The sequence below is a fragment of the Pseudomonas sp. BF-R-19 genome (assembly GCF_019956445.1).
In the GTDB taxonomy this organism is placed as follows: Bacteria; Pseudomonadota; Gammaproteobacteria; order Pseudomonadales; family Pseudomonadaceae; genus Aquipseudomonas; species Aquipseudomonas fluorescens_BH.
Map to the genome: position 1 here is coordinate 56,143 of NZ_JAHBDN010000032.1, position 19,229 is coordinate 75,371.

At 60.7% G+C, this 19,229-nt stretch carries 20 protein-coding genes and 2 pseudogenes; 10 read left to right on the forward strand and 12 right to left on the reverse strand.

The genetic code is table 11. The features are described from left to right. Nucleotides 1–146 precede the first annotated feature (146 nt). Nucleotides 147–1,655, forward strand: coding sequence for a malate dehydrogenase (quinone) (gene mqo / locus KGB28_RS03835; protein ID WP_150727996.1), 1,509 nt, complete (start codon nt 147–149; stop codon nt 1,653–1,655). An 86-nt stretch (nt 1,656–1,741) separates the two neighbouring features. On the opposite strand, the gene KGB28_RS03840 is transcribed toward mqo, so the two are convergent. From KGB28_RS03840 to KGB28_RS03855, 4 genes are all read right to left on the reverse strand, one after another. Continuing rightward, entirely contained in the window at nt 1,742–2,029 is a 288-nt protein-coding gene (locus KGB28_RS03840) for a PA4642 family protein (RefSeq protein WP_223442484.1), read from the reverse strand. Between the two features lie 63 nt (nt 2,030–2,092). Beyond that, nucleotides 2,093–2,578 (reverse strand): hypothetical protein, encoded by a 486-nt coding sequence (locus KGB28_RS03845; RefSeq protein ID WP_223442488.1) that lies wholly within the window; start codon nt 2,576–2,578, stop codon nt 2,093–2,095. 180 nt (nt 2,579–2,758) lie between these two features. After that, on the reverse strand, nt 2,759–3,232 hold the full coding sequence (locus tag KGB28_RS03850; protein ID WP_223442491.1) for a WbuC family cupin fold metalloprotein: 474 nt from the start codon (nt 3,230–3,232) through the stop codon (nt 2,759–2,761). Nucleotides 3,233–3,235: 3 nt separating this feature from the next. After that, nucleotides 3,236–3,793 carry a hypoxanthine-guanine phosphoribosyltransferase gene (locus KGB28_RS03855; protein ID WP_150728000.1) on the reverse strand — a complete coding sequence of 186 codons (558 nt, stop codon included), beginning with the start codon at nt 3,791–3,793 and terminating at the stop codon, nt 3,236–3,238. Nucleotides 3,794–3,969: 176 nt separating this feature from the next. Between KGB28_RS03855 and upp the strand changes: the two genes are divergently transcribed. Together upp and KGB28_RS03865 are read left to right on the forward strand one after the other, a co-directional pair. Then, nucleotides 3,970–4,608 (forward strand): uracil phosphoribosyltransferase, encoded by a 639-nt coding sequence (gene upp, locus KGB28_RS03860; protein WP_102671705.1) that lies wholly within the window; start codon nt 3,970–3,972, stop codon nt 4,606–4,608. Between the two features lie 2 nt (nt 4,609–4,610). Beyond that, nucleotides 4,611–5,885 (forward strand): uracil-xanthine permease family protein, encoded by a 1,275-nt coding sequence (locus KGB28_RS03865; protein ID WP_057713328.1) that lies wholly within the window; start codon nt 4,611–4,613, stop codon nt 5,883–5,885. Between the two features lie 120 nt (nt 5,886–6,005). Here the strand turns inward: KGB28_RS03865 and hemH are convergent, their stop codons facing one another. Both hemH and KGB28_RS03875 read right to left on the reverse strand, forming a co-directional pair. After that, nucleotides 6,006–7,028: a ferrochelatase gene (gene hemH / locus KGB28_RS03870; RefSeq protein ID WP_223442493.1), complete on the reverse strand. Its 1,023-nt coding sequence runs from the start codon at nt 7,026–7,028 to the stop codon at nt 6,006–6,008. 13 nt (nt 7,029–7,041) lie between these two features. After that, nucleotides 7,042–7,944: a TIGR01777 family oxidoreductase gene (locus tag KGB28_RS03875; protein WP_223442496.1), complete on the reverse strand. Its 903-nt coding sequence runs from the start codon at nt 7,942–7,944 to the stop codon at nt 7,042–7,044. 196 nt (nt 7,945–8,140) lie between these two features. On the opposite strand from KGB28_RS03875, the gene KGB28_RS03880 reads away from it, so the two are divergent. The 7 genes and pseudogenes from KGB28_RS03880 (at nt 8,141) to KGB28_RS03910 (ending at nt 13,558) form a co-directional block, all read left to right on the forward strand. Then, nucleotides 8,141–9,127, forward strand: coding sequence for an NAD(P)/FAD-dependent oxidoreductase (locus KGB28_RS03880; protein ID WP_057713325.1), 987 nt, complete (start codon nt 8,141–8,143; stop codon nt 9,125–9,127). A gap of 197 nt (nt 9,128–9,324) precedes the next feature. Beyond that, nucleotides 9,325–9,867: pseudogene (locus KGB28_RS03885) on the forward strand (YbgA family protein); the annotation flags it as partial. Beyond that, on the forward strand, nt 9,867–10,808 hold the full coding sequence (locus tag KGB28_RS03890) for a MerR family transcriptional regulator (RefSeq protein WP_223442498.1): 942 nt from the start codon (nt 9,867–9,869) through the stop codon (nt 10,806–10,808). The pseudogene KGB28_RS03885 and the gene KGB28_RS03890, both read left to right, overlap by 1 nt. A gap of 21 nt (nt 10,809–10,829) precedes the next feature. Beyond that, nucleotides 10,830–12,272, forward strand: coding sequence for a deoxyribodipyrimidine photo-lyase (gene phrB / locus KGB28_RS03895; protein WP_223442500.1), 1,443 nt, complete (start codon nt 10,830–10,832; stop codon nt 12,270–12,272). 2 nt (nt 12,273–12,274) lie between these two features. Continuing rightward, nucleotides 12,275–12,374, forward strand: a pseudogene (locus KGB28_RS03900) (nuclear transport factor 2 family protein); the annotation flags it as partial. Further along, the gene (locus KGB28_RS03905) at nt 12,371–13,153 is read left to right on the forward strand and encodes an SDR family NAD(P)-dependent oxidoreductase (protein WP_223442503.1); all 783 of its coding nucleotides are present in this window, start codon (nt 12,371–12,373) and stop codon (nt 13,151–13,153) included. The pseudogene KGB28_RS03900 and the gene KGB28_RS03905, both read left to right, overlap by 4 nt. A 99-nt stretch (nt 13,154–13,252) precedes the next feature. Then, nucleotides 13,253–13,558 (forward strand): YkgJ family cysteine cluster protein, encoded by a 306-nt coding sequence (locus KGB28_RS03910; RefSeq protein WP_110658460.1) that lies wholly within the window; start codon nt 13,253–13,255, stop codon nt 13,556–13,558. A gap of 131 nt (nt 13,559–13,689) precedes the next feature. Here KGB28_RS03910 and KGB28_RS03915 read toward each other — a convergent pair whose 3' ends face one another. The 6 genes from KGB28_RS03915 to hemA all read right to left on the reverse strand — a co-directional run bounded on the left by KGB28_RS03915 (nt 13,690) and on the right by hemA (nt 19,064). Further along, on the reverse strand, nt 13,690–14,208 hold the full coding sequence (locus KGB28_RS03915) for an acyloxyacyl hydrolase (protein ID WP_223442506.1): 519 nt from the start codon (nt 14,206–14,208) through the stop codon (nt 13,690–13,692). A 123-nt stretch (nt 14,209–14,331) separates the two neighbouring features. Beyond that, on the reverse strand, nt 14,332–15,123 hold the full coding sequence (gene murI, locus KGB28_RS03920) for a glutamate racemase (protein WP_223442509.1): 792 nt from the start codon (nt 15,121–15,123) through the stop codon (nt 14,332–14,334). Next, nucleotides 15,116–15,871 (reverse strand): molybdopterin-synthase adenylyltransferase MoeB, encoded by a 756-nt coding sequence (locus KGB28_RS03925; RefSeq protein ID WP_223442512.1) that lies wholly within the window; start codon nt 15,869–15,871, stop codon nt 15,116–15,118. Before KGB28_RS03925 ends, murI begins: the two co-directional genes overlap by 8 nt. After that, nucleotides 15,865–16,695 (reverse strand): peptide chain release factor N(5)-glutamine methyltransferase, encoded by an 831-nt coding sequence (gene prmC / locus KGB28_RS03930; protein WP_015096818.1) that lies wholly within the window; start codon nt 16,693–16,695, stop codon nt 15,865–15,867. The genes KGB28_RS03925 and prmC overlap by 7 nt, the downstream gene beginning before the upstream one ends. Then, on the reverse strand, nt 16,696–17,778 hold the full coding sequence (gene prfA / locus KGB28_RS03935; protein ID WP_223442514.1) for a peptide chain release factor 1: 1,083 nt from the start codon (nt 17,776–17,778) through the stop codon (nt 16,696–16,698). Further along, nucleotides 17,775–19,064 carry a glutamyl-tRNA reductase gene (hemA, locus tag KGB28_RS03940; RefSeq protein WP_223442517.1) on the reverse strand — a complete coding sequence of 430 codons (1,290 nt, stop codon included), beginning with the start codon at nt 19,062–19,064 and terminating at the stop codon, nt 17,775–17,777. Before hemA ends, prfA begins: the two co-directional genes overlap by 4 nt. Between the last annotated feature and the right edge of the window lie 165 nt (nt 19,065–19,229).

Here is a 19,229-nt window from a genome sequence, read left to right on the forward strand (position 1 = left end):
AGGTAGCGTCCGTCGAAGTTGCGATAAATTGCGAAGATTCGGACATGGCGATCCTGCCATGGGTACCTGGGGCAACACTGACACGCCCCGTCACTCCTGGCAGCCATGCCGACAATTTGGTGCTGCAGATTTTGGAGACGCGTTAAATGGCGCATAACGAAGCAGTCGACGTAGTACTGGTTGGGGCCGGCATCATGAGTGCCACCCTTGCAGTACTGCTCAAAGAGCTCGACCCCGCGATCAAGCTGGAAGTCGTCGAGCTGATGGATTCCGGTGCCGCGGAGAGTTCCAACCCGTGGAATAACGCCGGTACCGGTCACGCCGGGCTGTGTGAGCTCAACTACACGCCGCAGGCCGCCGATGGCGCCGTCGACATCAAGAAAGCCGTGCACATCAACACCCAGTTCGAGGTGTCGAAGCAGTTCTGGTCGTACCTGACCAAGAAAGGCACGTTCGGCTCGTGCAAATCGTTTATCAGCCCGGTGCCACACCTGAGTTTCGTGCAGGGCGACAGCGGCGTGTCCTTCCTCAAGGAACGCTTCAAGGTACTGAGCAAGCACCACGCCTTTTCGGACATGGAATACACCGAAGACAAGGCCAAAATGGCCGAGTGGATGCCGCTGATGATGCCTGGCCGCGATCCTGGCGAAACCCTCGCCGCGACCCGCGTGATCAATGGCACCGACGTCAACTTCGGCGCCCTGACCAACCAGTTGCTCAAGCACCTGACCAGCGCACCCGATGCCCAGGTCAAGTACTGCAAGCGCGTGACCGGCCTCAAGCGCAGCAACGGCGGCTGGACCGTCAGCATCAAGGACGTCAACAGCGGCAACACCCGTGAAGTCGATGCCAAATTCGTCTTCCTCGGTGCTGGCGGCGCGGCACTGCCGCTGCTGCAGGCTTCGGGCATCGAAGAGAGCAAAGGCTTCGGCGGCTTCCCGATCAGCGGCCAGTGGCTGCGTTGCGATAACCCGGAAGTGGTCAAGCACCATCAGGCCAAGGTCTACAGCCAGGCTGCCGTGGGTTCGCCGCCAATGTCCGTGCCGCACCTGGACACCCGCGTGGTCGAAGGCAAGAAGTCCCTGCTGTTCGGACCTTATGCCGGCTTCACCACCAAGTTCCTCAAGCACGGCTCCTTCATGGACCTGCCGATGTCGGTTCGCGCCGGCAACATCGGGCCGATGCTGTCCGTGGCAAAAAACAACATGGACCTGACCAAGTACCTGGTCAGCGAAGTGATGCAGTCGATGGAGCAGCGCCTGGAGTCCCTGCGTCGCTTCTACCCTGAGGCGAAAGCTGAAGACTGGCGCCTGGAAGTGGCCGGCCAACGGGTACAGATCATCAAGAAAGACCCGAAGAAAGGCGGTGTCCTGCAATTCGGTACCGAACTGGTCGCGGCCAAGGATGGTTCCCTGGCGGCACTGCTCGGCGCTTCGCCAGGTGCCTCGGTGACCGTTTCGATCATGCTTGAGCTGATCGAAAAATGCTTCCCGAGCAAAACCAAGGGCGAATGGGCCACCAAACTGGCCGAAATTTTCCCGGCCCGGGAAAAGGTTCTGGAAACCGACGCTGCGCTGTATCGCAAGATCAACACGCAGAACAACGTTGCCCTGGAACTGGTTGAAGCCAGCAGCGAGACCGAAAGCTACGCTTGATTCGGCTCCATGAAAAACGCCCCGCTCTCACTGAGAGCGGGGCGTTTTTTTATGACCGGGCAATCCTGATGATTTGTGGCGAGGGATCAGCCGCGAGCCTTTTCGATCAGCTCAATGTAATCAGCCGCATTGCGCTGATCCTTGATCAGGGCAATGAAGTTATTGCCGTGCTCATCCTTGCCATTCAGGTCGTAACCGGCTTCAACGAAGAACGTCAGGAAACGCGCGAAATCGTCGATGCGCAGGCCACGGTAGGCCTTGACCAGTTTGTGCAGGGACGGAGAAGTCGCGTCGACCGGTTCGAAATCGAGGAACAACTTGATCTGCTCATCGCCGATCTCGTCACCAATCACTTGTTTTTTATCTTTACGCATTGCCGACTCCAGCTCGCAGACATTTCACGGGGCGGGCAGTTTACCCCTGCGCGGGCTCAAGGCTCAACGCGGACGAGTGCTGCCGGTGTGCAGATCGGCCCAGACATGACCATTGGCGTAACTGAGAAACTGGCAATACACCGTGTCGTTGCGCAACAAGTCGATCACCACCCGGTATTGCGCCAGCGGGTAATAGAGGGTCAGGGTTTTGCTCTTATCGTCGTAGACCGGCTTCTTCAGGCTTTTGCTTTCACCATCGAAGTTGACCAGCACCTGACTGATGGTGGCGCCCTTGTTCAGGGATTTGCCCTTGAGCCGAATCATCAGCGGCGAAGTGACCGGAATCGGCTGTTGATTGGATTGACGCTGAGCGCCGACCACCACCGAATAATCGGTGACCTGCATCAGTTGCTGCTGCTCGGGATCCGCATCACGCAAAGTGAGATCGTCCGGCGGCAGGAATTGACTGTGCATGGGTGCCGGTGTGGCGGCCAGGGGCAGGCTGAGGGCCAGCAACAGGGCGGCGCAGCCGCGGATAAAAGGGCTCATGGCAGGCTCCGGAATCGGGGCCGGGCACTTTACCATGGGCTGACGGAAGTGGTTCAAGTGCACAGAAACCACTGTGCGAGCTTGCTCCGGGCGGCGTTCCGACGATGACGTCGGCACATCCAGCATCAATGTGTCAGTAACATGGCCATCGCGAGCAAGCTCGCTCCCACAGGGTACCGTTCAGTCGAACTGCGCGCGCATCCAGGTCTGATACTCGGCAACACCGGGCTCGCCTTCGCGCGGCGCCCAATGCGCCAGTTCCCCCTCACCGACCGGGCGATAAGGTCCGGCCTTGCATTCGAACATCAGGCTGTCGGCCTCCAGCACCACCACACCGTGGAACACACCGGTTGGCAGGTCCACGCCAACACAGTCGCCACCGACCTGCAGCACGGTCTTGCTCAGCACCGTACCGGTCTCATCGAAGATCAACACGCCCAGCCGCCCCTTGAGGACCAACAGGGTTTCGGCCTTGTTGTCGCCCAAATGCCGGTGAGGCGGGATATACGTGGACGGCTGCAACCCCACCGCCATGCGATGGCAAGCGTCTTCCATCTGATGGAAGTTGTGATGCTGGCGCCCACGAGGATTAGCCGCGGCTTTCCCGGCCAGCTCGGCGAACAAGGTCTGATCCAGAAAGCGAGGCGTATCCATGTCTTACATTCCTTTAACGGCGAAAATTCCGTTGGCATTACGCCAGTAGCCCTTGTAGTCCATGCCGTAACCGAATATGTAGCGGTCGATGCACGGCAGACCGACGAAATCGGCCTTGAGGTCCGGACGGGCCTTGCGGTCGTGGTCTTTGTCGATCAGCACCGCAGTATGCACTTTACGTGCGCCAGCGTGTTTGCAGAAGTCGATGATCGCGCCCAGGGTGTGACCTTCGTCGAGGATGTCGTCGATGATCAGCACGTCACGGTCGATGAAGGAAACTTCCGGCTTGGCTTTCCAAAACAGGTCGCCGCCGCTGGTTTCGTTGCGATAACGGGTGGCGTGCAGGTAAGACGCCTCCAGTGGGAAGTGCAGGTAGGTCAGCAGCTTGCCGGAGAAAATCAGCCCGCCGTTCATCACGCAGAACACCACCGGGTTGCTGTCGGCCATTTGTTCGTTGATTTGTGCACCGACGCGGGCGATAGCCGCCTCGACTTCAGCTTCGGTGTACAGGCAGTCAGCCTCTCGCATGATTTGACGGATATGCTCGAGATCAGCGGACATGGCGCTCTCCAAGGGGTTTGAGGGGGAGTGACGGATTCGGAAAAGCGGGCAAAGGTACGCATCCCGCACGGCCAGATCAAGCGTTTGTGGACTAACGTACTGTATGTCTATAGGACAACACCCTCGGATAGATTAATCTAGGCCGGTTTTTTTGCCCGCCGCCGGAGCCTTTCCCCATGCCCATCCATGAGATCCGCCACCCGCTGATCCGTCATAAACTTGGCCTTATGCGCCGCGCAGACATCAGCACGAAGAATTTCCGTGAGCTCGCTCAGGAAGTCGGCGCCCTGCTGACCTATGAAGCCACCAAAGACCTGCCGCTGGAATCCTACGATATCGAAGGCTGGTGCGGCACCGTGTCGGTGGAGAAAATCGCCGGCAAGAAAATTACTGTAGTACCGATCCTGCGTGCTGGTATCGGCATGCTCGAAGGTGTGCTCAGCCTGATCCCGGGCGCCAAGGTCAGCGCCGTGGGCGTGGCCCGCAACGAGGAAACCCTCGAAGCCCATACCTACCTGGAAAAATTGGTCCCGGAAATCGACGAACGCCTGGCCATGATCATCGACCCGATGCTCGCCACCGGCGGCTCGATGGTTGCCACCATCGACCTGCTGAAAAAAGCCGGTTGCAAGGACATCCGCGCCATGGTGCTGGTCGCTGCGCCAGAAGGCATCGCCGTGGTCGAGAAGGCTCACCCGGACGTGATCATCTACACCGCTTCCATTGATCAAAAACTGAACGAACACGGTTACATCATCCCAGGGCTGGGCGATGCCGGTGACAAGATCTTCGGCACCAAGCAGAAGGACGCGTGACCATGCAGCAAGAGTTCAACGATCCGCTCTGGCGCACGGTGCTGTCGGGTGCACAGATGCTGTTCGTGGCCTTCGGCGCCCTGGTGTTGATGCCGCTGATTACCGGTCTCGACCCGAATGTGGCGCTGTTCACGGCCGGCCTGGGGACGATCCTGTTCCAGATCGTCACCGGGCGTCAGGTGCCAGTGTTCCTGGCATCGAGCTTTGCCTTCATCACCCCGATCATTCTCGCCAAGGGCCAGTTCGGCCTGGCCGCGACCATGGGCGGCGTGATGGCGGCAGGTTTCGTCTACACCTTCCTCGGCCTCGCGGTGAAGATCAAAGGCACCGGTTTCATCGACCGCCTGCTGCCGCCGGTAGTGATCGGGCCGGTGATCATTTCGATTGGCCTGGCCATGGCGCCGATTGCCGCCAACATGGCCATGGGCAAGGCCGGTGACGGCAGCGAATTGATTCATTACCAGACGGCGATGATGATCTCGATGCCCGCGCTGCTGACCACGCTGATCGTTGCGGTATTCGGCAAGGGCATCTTCCGCCTGGTGCCGATTATCTCCGGCGTGCTGGTCGGTTTCGGCATGGCGTTCTACTTCGGCGTGGTCGACACGGCGAAGATTGCGGCGGCACCGTGGTTCGCCATCCCGCACTTCACCGCGCCGGAATTCAACTGGCAGGCGATTCTGTTCATCGTTCCGGTGGCCCTGGCCCCCGCCATCGAACACATCGGCGGCGTGATTGCCGTGGGTAGCGTGACCGGTCGCGATTACCTGAAAAAGCCCGGCCTGCACCGCACCCTGCTCGGCGACGGCATTGCCACCACGGCGGCCGGTCTGTTCGGCGGCCCGCCCAACACCACCTACGCCGAAGTGACCGGCGCGGTGATGCTGACCAAGAACTACAACCCGAAAATCATGACCTGGGCGGCGATCTTCGCCATCAGCCTGGCGTTCATCGGCAAGTTCGGCGCATTGCTGCAAAGCATTCCGGTACCGGTGATGGGCGGGATTCTGTGCCTGTTGTTCGGTTCGATCGCGGCGGTGGGGATGAACACGCTGATCCGCCACAAGATCGATCTGGGCGAGGCGCGCAATCTGGTGATTGTGTCGGTGACCCTGGTGTTCGGGATCGGTGGCGTGCTGATCGGCACCGGCACCGGGCCGGACGATTTCGGCCTCAAGGGCATCGCGCTGTGCGCGGTGGTGGCGATTGGCTTGAACCTGATCCTGCCGGGCAATGACAGCTGGAAGCACAAGAAGGCGAATGAGCCGCTGATCTAAGCAGGCTCGGATTCTTCGCTGACTGAAAGATCCTCTTCGCGAGCAAGCCCGCTCCCACACTTGGAATGCATTCCACCTGTGGGAGCGGGCTTGCTCCGGGCGGCGTTCCGACGAAGCTTTTTAAAGCACCAACGGTGCTCGCTCGCACAACGCACTCAACGCCCGCGCCCAATGCGGATCATCGTTGAGGCACGGCACCAGCACCAACTCCTCGCCCCCCGCCTCGCGGAACTGCTCCTTGCCGCGATCTCCGATCTCCTCCAGGGTCTCGATGCAATCGGCAACGAACGCCGGGCACATCACCAGAACCTTTTTCACCCCGCTTTTGGCCAACTCATCCAGGCGCGCCTCGGTGTAGGGTTCGATCCATTTGGCGCGCCCCAGACGCGACTGGAACGACACCGACCACTTGCCCTCCGGCAACCCCATGCGTTTGGCGACCTCTGCCGCCGTACGCAGGCATTGGCCGCGATAACAGGTGGCGACCACCTCCGGTGGAGCTCCGGCACAGCAATCACCACCACCCTCGAAGCTGTGACCGGGGTTGAGCTTCTTCAGATGCCGTTCCGGCAATCCATGAAAACTCATCAGCAAGTGATCGAAGTCCTGCTGCAAATGCGGCCGGGTCGTGGCCACCAGCGCATCGAGGTATTCCGGTTGATCGTAGAACGGTTGCAGCACCGACAGTTGCACGTCGAGGTTTTTCTCGCGCACCACGCGTATGACCTCTTCGATGACCGTAGTCGTGGTGCTGTCGGCGAACTGTGGATACAGCGGCGCCAGGGTGATTCGCTTGTGCCCCCCGGCGGCCATGCGCACCAGCGTCGATTCAATCGACGGCTCGCCGTAACGCATCGCCAGTTCGACCGGGCCGTGCTGCCATTGACTGGTCATGGCTTGTTGCAGGCGACGGCTGAGCACCACCAGCGGCGAGCCCTCGTCCCACCAGATCGAGGCATAAGCATGGGCCGACTGCTCGGGACGCTTGATCAGGATCAGCGACACCAGCAGACGTCGAACCGGCCATGGCAGGTCGATCACGTACGGGTCCATCAGAAATTGATTGAGGTAACTGCGCACATCCGCCACCGAAGTGGAGGCAGGTGAACCCAGGTTGACCAGAAGCAACGCGTGATCGGTCATGCAACGTCCTATTTCAAAGGCGACCGGACAGATCGTCCAGAGCCGCGCGCAAATCCGTGAACTTAAAAGTGAAACCAGCCTGTAACAAACGCACCGGAGTGGCGCGCTGGCCGCCCAGCAAGAGCAAGGACAACTCGCCCAGCCCCACCTTCAATACGAAGGCCGGCATCGGCATGAAGGTCGGGCGATGCAGTACGCCACCCAGCGCCGTGGCAAACTCGCGGTTGCGCACAGGCTTGGGCGCGCACGCATTATAAGGACCGCTGGCCTCGTTGCGATGCAGAAGAAAATCAATCAGGGCGATTTGATCGTTGATGTGAATCCAGGACATCCACTGCCGTCCATTGCCAATCGGCCCTCCCAGGCCCCATTTGAAGGGCAGCAACAGCCGCGACAAAAAGCCGCCCTCCGCCGACAGCACCAACCCGGTTCGAATGAGGATGACGCGAATGCCCAGCGCTTCAGCCCGCTGTGCAGTCTCTTCCCAGGCGATACATAACTGGCTGGCGAAATCTTCGCTGACCGGCCCCGAGTCCTCGGTAAGTTCGCGCTCGCCACCGTCGCCATACCAGCCGACAGCCGAACCGGAAATCATCACCCGTGGTTTCTGCTCGCGGCTTTCAAGCCACGCCAGCAGGGTTTCAGTCAGCGTGATGCGGCTGCTCCACAACAAGGCTTTACGCTTGTGTGTCCAGGGCCGGTCGGCAATCGGCGCTCCGGCCAGATTGACGATCGCATCGACCGGCTCCTGCCCCAGATCCTCCAGCCGGGCAACTCCACGCACTTGGGTACCACATATTTTCGCGACTTTTTCAGGCTGGCGACTCCAGACTGTCAGGCGATGGCCCTGCCCTGACCAGTGCCGGCAGAGCTGACGTCCTATCAAACCAGTACCGCCGGTCAGCAATATGTGCATGACTTCTTCCTCGCGTGGCGTTTTACCTTGTCCATTAGTCTATTTTTATAAGCAGGGATCTTTGGTATCGAGCAGGCTCTATGTTTAACAATAGGCCAAGCTGTCAGAACGAGAACGCTAAAAGTTATACCAAAAAACAATATTGTACAGGTTTGAACCCCGGCGTAGTCTGTACAGAAAGGTAAACGAGGCCCCTATGACTGTACCTATCGCAATCATCGGCACCGGCATTGCCGGACTCTCCGCCGCCCAGGCCCTGACCGACCTCGGGCATGTGGTTCAACTGTTCGATAAAAGCCGCGGCAGCGGCGGACGCATGTCGAGCAAGCGCAGCGATGCGGGTGCTCTGGACATGGGCGCGCAGTATTTCACGGCCCGCGACCGGCGTTTTGTCAACGAAGTTCAGCGCTGGCAAGCCAAGGGCTGGGTCGCCGAGTGGACGCCGCAGCTGTACACCTACCACGGCGGCCAGCTCAACCTGTCACCGGACGAGCAGACCCGCTGGGTCGGCACGCCGCGCATGAGCGCCATCACCCGCGCCTTGCTCGGCGACCTTGAAGTGCATTTCGCCTGCCGGATCACCGAGGTCTATCGCGGTGAAGAACACTGGCACCTGCAGGACGCCGAGGGCTTCACCCACGGACCGTTCAGCCACGTGGTCATCGCCACACCGGCCCCACAGGCCACGGCCCTGCTGGCATCGGCGCCGAAACTCGCCGGGGCCGCCGCCGGGGTGAAAATGGACCCGACCTGGGCCATCGCCCTGGCCTTCGAAACGCCGCTGGAAACACCCATGGAAGGCTGCTTCGTACAGGACAGCCCACTCGACTGGCTGGCCCGCAACCGCAGCAAACCCGGGCGCGACAACACCCTCGACACCTGGGTACTGCACGCCACCAGCGCCTGGAGTCGCCAGCACATCGACTTGTCCAAGGAAGCGGTGATCGAGCAGTTGCACGGCGCTTTCGCCGAACTGCTGCACGATTCCATGCCCGCGCCGAGCTTCAGCCTCGCCCACCGCTGGCTCTACGCCCGCCCCGCCAGCAGTCACGAATGGGGCACCCTGGCCGATGCCGACCTGGGGCTGTACGCCTGTGGCGACTGGTGCCTGTCCGGACGCGTCGAAGGAGCCTGGCTCAGCGGTCAGGAAGCTGCCCGCCGCTTGCATGAGCACCTGCAGTAAAGAGCATCGACCCGAGCAAATCGCTGCTGTCGCCATGGACAGCAGCCCGCCACAAAACTTATACACAACATTTGACTTGTACAACTTCGAATCTATGATGAAGTTATCCTGTACAGACTCGACCGTCTGCACAGGTTCAGATTCGAGGTGCTCCGATGTTCCACTCCCCCGCCAAACCGAAAATCGCCATCAGCGCCTGCCTGCTGCACCCGGACTTGCCGGTGGAGGAAGATGGCCGGCTCAATGATCCGGTGCTGCGGGAAAACTTCCTCACCCGCGTGTTCGCCTACAACGCCTGGCAGCAGCTGTGCCAGGAAGGCCTGACCCGGCGCGGGCTCACGGACTTTCACTCGCGCTACAAATACCTGCTGATGGCCCACAACCCGGTGCAATACAAAACCCTGGGCCACTTGCTGGGCAACATGGGCCATACCGATCCGCAGGAGCTGGGGCCCCGCTATTTCAGCGAACTGATGGCGGCGCTGAAAAAATGCGCCACCCGTCGCACTCACACCAACGTCCTGCAACACCTCAGTGGCTACCTGAAACAGGCCATCAGCGGCGAAGACAAGCAGGAATTGCAGCACGTGATCAGCCAGTACCGCCTGGGCATCGTGCCGCTGGTAGTGCCGCTGACACTGCTCAAACATCACTTTCGCCAACACCCCGATCCGTACATCGCACAGCAGGTTTACCTGCAACCGCACCCGGAAAACCTCAGCCTGCGAAACGCCATCTGATGAAAAAAGCACTCGACACCAGCGCCCGCGAAGACCTCGGCGATGACTTTAAAAAGGCGTTGGACGAAGGCTGGCTGCCGATCCGTGAAGTGGCGCGGCAAACCGGGGTCAATGCCGTGACCTTGCGCGCCTGGGAGCGGCGCTACGGTCTGATCGTGCCGCTGCGCACGCCCAAGGGCCATCGGTTGTTCTCGGCCGACCACGTACAACGCATCCAGACCATCCTCACCTGGCTCAACCGTGGCGTTGCCGTCAGCCAGGTCAAGCCATTGCTCGACACGCCGCAAGCCTTCAGCGAGTCCGTCGACAACGATTGGCACGCCTTGCTGCAAACATTGCTGCAGGCGGTCAGCCGATTGCAGGAACGCGCCCTGGATGACAGCGTCAATCAGGCGATGGCGCTGTATCCGCCGCGAACTCTGTGCGAGCAGTTGCTGATGCCATTGCTGGCCGTTCTGGAGCAACGCTGGCAAGGCCAGTTCGGGGCGCAGATGGAGCGGGGCTTTTTTTGTGCCTGGCTGCGCAGCAAGTTCGGTGCGCGCATCTACCATAACAATCGTCAGTTGCGCACCGCGCCGCTGCTGCTGATCAACCACTCGGACCTGCCCATGGAGCCGCATCTGTGGCTCACGGCCTGGCTGATCAGCAGCGCGGATTGCCCGGTGGAGGTCTTCGACGGGCCGCTGCCTGTCGGAGAACTGGCATTGGCGGTCGAAATGCTGCAACCCCGTGGGGTTCTGCTGTACTCCAGTAAAACCCTGAACCTGGCGCAGTTGCCGAAACTATTGAAAGGTATCAGTTGCCCAAAAATGATTGCCGGACCAACGGTATGCATCCACCACACCGAGTTGTCCGTAAGTACTATCGAGATCGCTGATTTGTACCTGGCCGAAGATCCGTTGTCGGCACATCAGGCACTCGCTCAGCGCGGGCTGATTTAAGTGAATCGCGTGGATACCAAAATGCAATTGATCTGGCTGCGCAGCGACTTGCGTCTACATGACAACACCGCCCTCTCGGCCGCCGCGGCTCGCGGCCCGTGCGTGGCGGTGTATCTGCTGAGTCCGGAACAATGGCTGGAACACGACGATGCACCCTGCAAAGTGGACTTCTGGCTGCGTAACCTGCGCGAGTTGAGCCGCGAACTGGGTCAACTGAACATTCCCCTGCTGATCCGCCAGGCGCCCCGCTGGGATGATGCGCCCAGCGTATTGCTGAACCTGTGTCGAGAGTGGCAGGTCGATGCGTTGCACCTCAACGAGGAATACGGCATCCACGAGTCCCGTCGCGATGCAGCGGTCACCCGGACGCTACAGTCCGAAGGCATCGAAGTTCACCACTACCTCGATCAATTGCTGTTCAAGCCCGGGAGCTTGCTGACCCGCACCGGCACTTACTTTCAGGTCTTCAGCCAGTTCCGCAAAGTCTGCTACGAACGACTGCACCACTCGCTGCCCAGCCTGGTCCGCGCGCTGCACAAACAAGCGCCGCTGAACATTGCCAGCGATGCAATCCCCTTGAGTGTCGACGGCTTCGCAACACCCGCTGATAACCTGCGCAACCTGTGGCCGGCGGGCGAAGCAGAAGCCCGACATCGCCTCGAGAGCTTTAGCGATGCACAGATCGAGCACTATCAAAGCGAACGGGATTTCCCGGCGAAGCCCGGCACCAGTCAGCTCTCGGCCTATCTGGCCGCCGGGGTAATTTCTGTGCGTCAATGCCTGCACGCCGCCTTGAACAGCAATCACGGTGAATTCGAAAGCGGCAAGACCGGCGCCGTCACCTGGATCAACGAACTGCTGTGGCGCGAGTTCTACAAACACATCCTGGTGGGTTACCCACGGATTTCCCGGCACCGCGCGTTTCGCCCGGAAACCGAAGCGCTGGCCTGGCGCAACGCCCCCGAAGAACTGGCCGCCTGGCAACAGGCGCGTACCGGCTTGCCGATCATCGACGCCGCCATGCGCCAACTGCTGGCAACCGGCTGGATGCACAACCGCCTGCGCATGGTGGTGGCGATGTTCCTGAGCAAAAACCTGCTGATCGACTGGCGCGAAGGCGAACGCTTTTTCATGCGTCACCTGATCGATGGCGACCTGGCGGCGAACAATGGTGGCTGGCAGTGGAGTTCCTCCACCGGCACCGATTCGGCGCCTTACTTCCGGATATTCAACCCGCTGAGCCAGTCGGAAAAATTCGACCCCGAAGGCGTGTTCATCAAGCAATGGCTGCCGGAACTGGCCGGGCTGAACAAAAAAGACGTGCACAACCCCGCCAATCTCGGCGGCCTTTTCGGTGTTGTGGATTACCCCTCACCGATCGTCGACCTGAGTACTTCCCGTACGCGTGCGTTGACGGCATTCAAAAACCTGCCCTCGCGGCAATACGCCGCCGCTGGGTCATGAATTACCGCCACCGGGATTACTTCGATGCCGAGGGCTCTGCTTTATGAACATTTACCCGTATTGGGCCAGGCAATTGCCTGGCTGAAAAGGAGATTGGGATGAGTCGCATACTCGCACGACGATACTGGCTGACCGGTGCCAGCAGCGGCATCGGCGCCGCCCTGGCCGAAGAAATCCTGAAAACCGGTGCGCACCTGGCCGTCAGTTCGCGCACCGTGGCACCACTGAAAGACTTGTCGCTACGTTATCCGGGACAAGTGCTGGTGGTCGCCGGAGACCTGACCAACAGCCAGACCGTACGCGAGATCGGCGAGCAGATTGCCGAGGACTGGGGCTCGCTGGACACCGTGATACTCAATGCCGGCACCAGCGAGTACGTGGACGCCAAGCAGTTCGATGCGTCGATTGTCGAGCATGTGGTACGCACCAACCTGCTGGCCAGCAGCTATTGCATCGACGCCGCCCTGCCTTTGCTGAGGGCCGGCATCGCACCGCATATGGTAGCCATGGCCAGTACTGTGACTTACCTGCCGTTGCCCAAGGCAGAAGCGTACGGCGCCTCGAAGGCCGGGCTGCGTTACCTGTTCGAATCCCTGCGCATCGACCTGGCCCCGGAAGGTATAGAACTCACAGTGATCAGCCCCGGGTTTGTCGAAACGCCGCTGACGGCGAAAAACGACTCCCCCATGGCCTTGAGCTGGCCGGTGGAGAAAGCTGCGCGCCACATCTTCGAAAAACTCAAGGAGCGCCCGCTGGAAATCGCTTTCCCGGCAGCGTTCATGGCCACCCTCTGGCCGCTCTCCAAACGGCCGGACCGAGTGAAACTGGAGATCGGCAAACGCATGGTGCGCAGCCAGCCACCGATCAAGGATCAACCGTGAAAATCGCCATCATCGGCAGCGGTATCCCGGACGCTCCGATGCTTGAGCGTCCGTCAGACCTTTCACACAGCACACGGTGACTGCCTTACACTGCGCGCCATGAAAACCATCCCCCTTACGCAAATCGCGGAACCCGCAGTCACCTGCTCGACCTGCGCGGCCTGCTGCTGCCAGCTCGAAGTCATGCTGATCACCGATACGGGTGTGCCTGAACGGTTCATCGATACCGATGACTGGGGCGGGGAAGTGATGCTGCGCCTGGATGACGGCTGGTGTGCCGCGCTGGATCGCAACACGATGATGTGCACCATCTATGAAAAACGCCCGCTGATCTGCCGGGAATTCGAGATGGGCGCACCGGAGTGCATCGACGAACGCCAGGGGATTTCGACGGCGTATCGCTAGTTTGAAGTTGTCCCAATACCAATGTGGGAGCGGGCTTGCTCGCGAAAGCGTCAGGTCAGTCGATTACAGTCTCGACTGATCCACTGCTTTCGCGAGCAAGCCCGCTCCCACATTTAGTACAGCGTTGCGCCTTACAACGGCATCGTGTAATGCAATGCGTAGCTTTCTACACCATCGTTCGGAGTGGTGATCCCGGCGTTGGAGTAGTGCGTCGCGCGGACCCCGACTTCATGTCCGCCGGCAAAGCGCAAACCGAAACCAAAGCGGTCTTCGAACTGGAAGGCGCTGCCCAGATCGTTGTTTTCGACTTCGGTGCTGGCAAAGGCCGCCACGCCAACCCCAAACTCGATGTAGGGTTTGACGTTCTGGCCGGAAAATTCATAAACAAGCACGGGCGAGAACGACAGGCTGTGGTTACTGGATTGCTCGTCACCTTCCCAATAGGTGTAGGCGCCGTCCCAATAACCGGTCAGACGACCCACGTCACTCTGCCACCAGCTCTGGTCCCAATCGAATTGCATGCCCAGTCGATAGGTCATGGTCGACTCGCCGGTTTGCCCCACGGCAAACTCCACACCTGCCGCTTGCGCGGTAAACGTGTGCCCCATCAGTGCGGCCGCAATCGCGGCCAAGCAGAATAGTCGCTTCACTAGAAACTTCCTTTTCCGAACGATTTCGTATGGTTTTTTTGTTGCCCAGCCCTGCAAAACTATAGAAGTCAGCGATTTATCAGAAGTTCACCCCGATTTTTCGTCCTCCCCCCGGACAGCCTTCTACCTGTTGAAGCTTCGCACAACGCCAGCGGTATTCCACAGTATCGGCAAGATATTTCTGAAATGAAGCGGATCAGCGCTGGTCCAGAACTGCGCTTCGCGGGCGGGCCCCTCGGCGAGCAGCTCGCCATCGGCCAGCAGCCGTTGAAGTTGCCGCGCGACGGCGGCGCCGGTGTCGATCAGGCTGATGTCCTCGGGGATCATCTGCCGCAGCATCGGCTTGAGAAAGGGGTAATGGGTGCAGCCGAGAATCAGGGTGTCCGCGCCGGCGGCCAGTAGTGGCCGAACATACCCGGCCAATAGCTGGCGCAACTCGGGGCTGCGCAGGTCGCCGTTTTCAATCAGCTCCACCAGTCCGGGACAGGGCTGGGTGATGACTTTCACGTCCGTGGCGAACCGGTCGAGTAACGCTGCGAACTTGGCACTTTGCAAAGTGCCGGTGGTGGCCAGCACCCCCACCACGCCGGAACGGGTTGCGGCGGCGGCCGGTTTGACTGCCGGCTCCATGCCAACAATGGGCCATTCTGGATAGTCGCGACGCAAGTTGGCGACGCCAGCCACCGTCGCCGTGTTGCACGCCAGCACCAGGGCCTTGGCGCCCTGTTGCCGAAAGAAGTCGGCCATCACGCTGCAACGTTGCTGGATAAACTCCGGGGTTTTCTCGCCGTAGGGAACATTCCCGCAGTCGGCGACATACAACAGAGATTCATTGGGCAGCAAACGCTGGATCTCGGCCAGTACCGAGAGCCCGCCGACACCGGAGTCGAACACGCCAATCGGCGCTTCACGCATGTTTCGACCCACAGACACTGCAACCCGGATCGCGCTTGACCCGCAACTCACGGAAGCGCGTGCCCAAGGCATCGATCAGCAGCAGGCGCCCCACCAGTGGCTCACCGAATCCGGCCAGCAACTTCAACGCCTCCAGCGCTTGCAGACTGCCAACCAGCCCCACCAGTGGACCGACCACGCCGGCCTCGCTACAGGTCAATTCGGCTTCGCTGCCGTGCCCATATAAACAGTGGTAGCACGGACTCTCCGGCCGACGCGGATCGAACACCGACAGTTGCCCTTCGAGGCGAATCGCCGCGCCGCTGACCAGCGGTTTGCCGGCGGTTACGCAAGCGGCGTTGACCGCTTCACGGGTGGAAAAATTGTCAGAGCAATCGAGGACCAGATCTACCCCGGCCACCACGGCGGCCAGGGAGTCTTCGTCCAGCGCCGCACGATGGGCGATCAACTGGATCTCGGGATTGATCGCGGTCAGGCGCTTGATTGCCGAATCGACCTTGGTCATGCCGACGCTGTCGGTGTCGTGGATGATCTGGCGTTGCAGGTTGGTCAGGTCGACCGTGTCGAAGTCCGCCAGGTGCAACTCGCCAACGCCGGCGGCCGCCAGATACAGCGCCACTGGCGCGCCAAGGCCGCCGAGACCGACGATCAATACACGGCTTTCCTTGAGCCGCAACTGGCCGTCGATATCGATGTGTTGCAGCAGAATCTGCCGGCTGTAACGCAGCAACTCCTGATCATTCAGCACGGCAGACGCCCCAGACTGATGCGTTGATGACCGCCCAGATCGGTGCGGCTGTGGACTTCTTCAAATCCGCGGGTCAGCAGCAAGTCGCGGACCGCCTCGGCCTGATCATAGCCGTGTTCGAGCATCAGCCAACCGCCGGCATCCAGATGGTCCGGCGCCTGGGCGACGATCAGGCGCAGATCGTCGAGCCCGTCGACACCCGCCACCAAAGCGCTGGCCGGTTCAAAGCGCACATCGCCCTCGACCAGATGCGGATCGGTCGCTGCGATGTAGGGCGGATTGCTGATGATCAGTTGAAAACGCTGACCTTCCAGGGCGCTGAACCAATGGCTGCTCAGTACCTTGGCGTTGTTCAGGTGCAGACGCTGGCGATTGCGCTCGGCCAGGGCCACGGCCTCCAGCACGCGATCCACGGCAGTGACGTTCCACGCCGGACGTTCGCTGGCCAGGGCCAGGGCAATCGCGCCGCTGCCGGTGCCGAGGTCGAGTACCTTGGCCGGCGTGGCCGGCAACAGTTCCAGTGCGGCTTCCACCAGCAACTCGGTGTCGGGGCGCGGGATCAGCGTGTGCGGTGCCACTTCCAGGTCCAGCTTCCAGAAACCCTGCTGGCCGAGGATATAGGCCACCGGCTCACCACTGCGGCGGCGCTGCAAATATTCGGCGAAGGTCAGCGCCGCTTCGCTCGGCACGATGCGCTCCGGCCAGGTGTGCAGGAAACTGCGGGACTTGCCCAAGGCCGCCGCCAGCAGCAATTCGGCATCCAGACGCGCCGTCGGCGAGTCAGGTAAATCGGCGGCGCGCAACAAACTGGCAATGATCGTCATTTACTCACCTATCGCGGCCAGTTGGTCGGCCTGGTACTCGGCCAGCAACGGCTCGATCACCGCCTCGACACCGCCAGCGAGGATCTCGTCGAGGGAATACAAGGTCAGGTTGACCCGGTGGTCGGTGACCCGGCCCTGGGCAAAATTATAGGTGCGAATGCGCTCGGAACGGTCGCCGGAGCCGACCAGCAACTTGCGCTCGCTGGCGATGGCGTTGGCTGCGGCGGAGGTCTGCTGATCGTTCAGCTTGGCCGACAACCAGGACATCGCCCGGGCACGGTTCTTGTGCTGTGAACGTTCTTCCTGGCACTCGACCACGATGCCGGACGGCAAGTGCGTGATTCGGATCGCCGAGTCGGTCTTGTTGACGTGCTGGCCACCGGCGCCGGAGGAGCGATAGGTATCGATGCGCAGGTCGGCCGGGTTGATCTCGATGGCTTCCTGTTCGTCCGGCTCGGGCAATACCGCCACGGTGCAGGCCGACGTGTGGATGCGCCCCTGGGACTCGGTCGCCGGAACCCGCTGCACGCGGTGCGCGCCGGATTCGAATTTGAGCTTGCCGTAGACGTTGTCGCCCTCGACCCGGGCAATCACCTCTTTATAGCCGCCGTGTTCACCCTCGTTTTCCGAGAGGATCTCCACCCGCCAGCCACGACGCTCGGCGTAACGCGAATACATGCGGAACAGGTCGCCGGAGAAAATCGCCGCTTCGTCACCGCCGGTACCGGCACGGATCTCGAGGAACACGTTGCGCCCGTCGTTCGGATCCCTGGGCAGCAGCATGCGTTGCAGGTCGGCTTCGAGCGTGACCAGGCGTTCCTTGGCCTCGCGGACTTCTTCCACGGCCATTTCACGCATGTCCGGGTCGCTGTCCTTGAGCAGTGCCTGGGCGCCTTCGAGGTCGTCCTGCACTTTCAGCAGTTCTTTATAGACGCCCACGATCGGTTCGACTTCCGCGTACTCCTTGGAATAGGTGCGGAACTTGTTCTGATCGGAAATGACCTCGCCGTCGCCCAGCAGGGCAGTCAATTCCTCGAAACGGTCCTGGAGGATATCCAGCTTATTGAGCAGTGACGCTTTCATTGCGGTTTTTTATCCGAAAAGCTATCCGATGAGCCCTCACCGAGGGCAAAGAGTTCCTGGGCCATCGCCAGCGCATCCAGGCGACCTTCGGCAGAGAGCTTTTTCAACTGCACGCTCGGTGCGTGCAACAGTTTGTTGGTCAGCCCGCGGGCCAGTTGCACCAGCACCTCTTCGGCACTGCTGCCGTTGGCCAGCATGCGCTGGGCCTTTTGCAATTCTTCGTCGCGCAGGCGTTCGCTCTGTTGGCGATAGGCCTTGAGTACGTCCACCGCCGCCAATTCACGCAGGCGCACCATGAAGTCTTCGGCGCCGATCGAGACCATCTCTTCGGCGGCCTGGGCTGCGCCCTGACGACTCTTGAGGTTCTCGGCGACCACTTCGTGGAGATCGTCGACGCTATAGAGGTAAACGTCGTCCAGTTCGCCGACTTCTGGCTCGATGTCGCGCGGAACAGCGATATCCACCATGAAGATCGGTTTGTGCTTGCGCAGTTTCAAGGCGCTTTCCACCGCACCCTTGCCCAGAATCGGCAACTGGCTGGCGGTGGAACTGATGACGATATCGCTGCGCACCAGTTCTGCCGGAATCTCCGACAACAACACCGCATGTGCACCGAACTGCTCGGCCAGGATGCTGGCGCGCTCCAGGGTACGGTTGGCGACGACGATGCGCTTTACACCCAGATCATGCAGATGGCGGGCGACCAGGGTGATGGTCTCGCCGGCGCCGATCAACAAGGCCTGGCTGCGTTGCAGGTCGCTGAAAATCTGCTTGGCCAGGCTCACCGCGGCAAACGCCACCGACACCGGGTTCTCGCCGATGGCCGTGTCCGTGCGCACCTGCTTGGCCGCATTGAACGTGGCCTGGAACAGCCGCCCGAGCAACGGCCCGATGGTGCCGGCCTCGCGGGCCACGGCATAGGCCGACTTCATCTGGCCGAGAATCTGCGGTTCGCCCAACACCAGCGAGTCGAGTCCGGAGGCGACCCGCATCATGTGACGAACTGCCGCATCATCTTCATGCACATAGGCGCTTTCGCGCAGCTCGTCGTAGCTCAAATGATGATATTCGGCCAGCCAGCGCAGCACGATGTCCGCCGACAGGTGATCCTGTTCTATATAGAGCTCACTGCGATTGCAGGTGGAGAGGATCGCAGCTTCGCGGCTGTCGGTGAGTCGGCAGAGCTGCTGCAAGGCCTCAACCAGCTGCTCAGGGGTAAAAGCCACGCGCTCGCGGACGTCTACTGAAGCAGTCTTGTGGTTAATACCGAGTGCAAGGAAGGCCATTCAAAGTCGCTGATTGTGACGTGAAGCCGACAATTGTCCTACTTCGACGGAATCAGAACAACTACTCGATATCTATCGTGCCAGTAGACGACGCCGACGTTGCGAGCGGTTCTCGTTTAAAGGATCGCCCAGAGTCGTCTATCGGGCGGGCAGGTAAATTGCCGG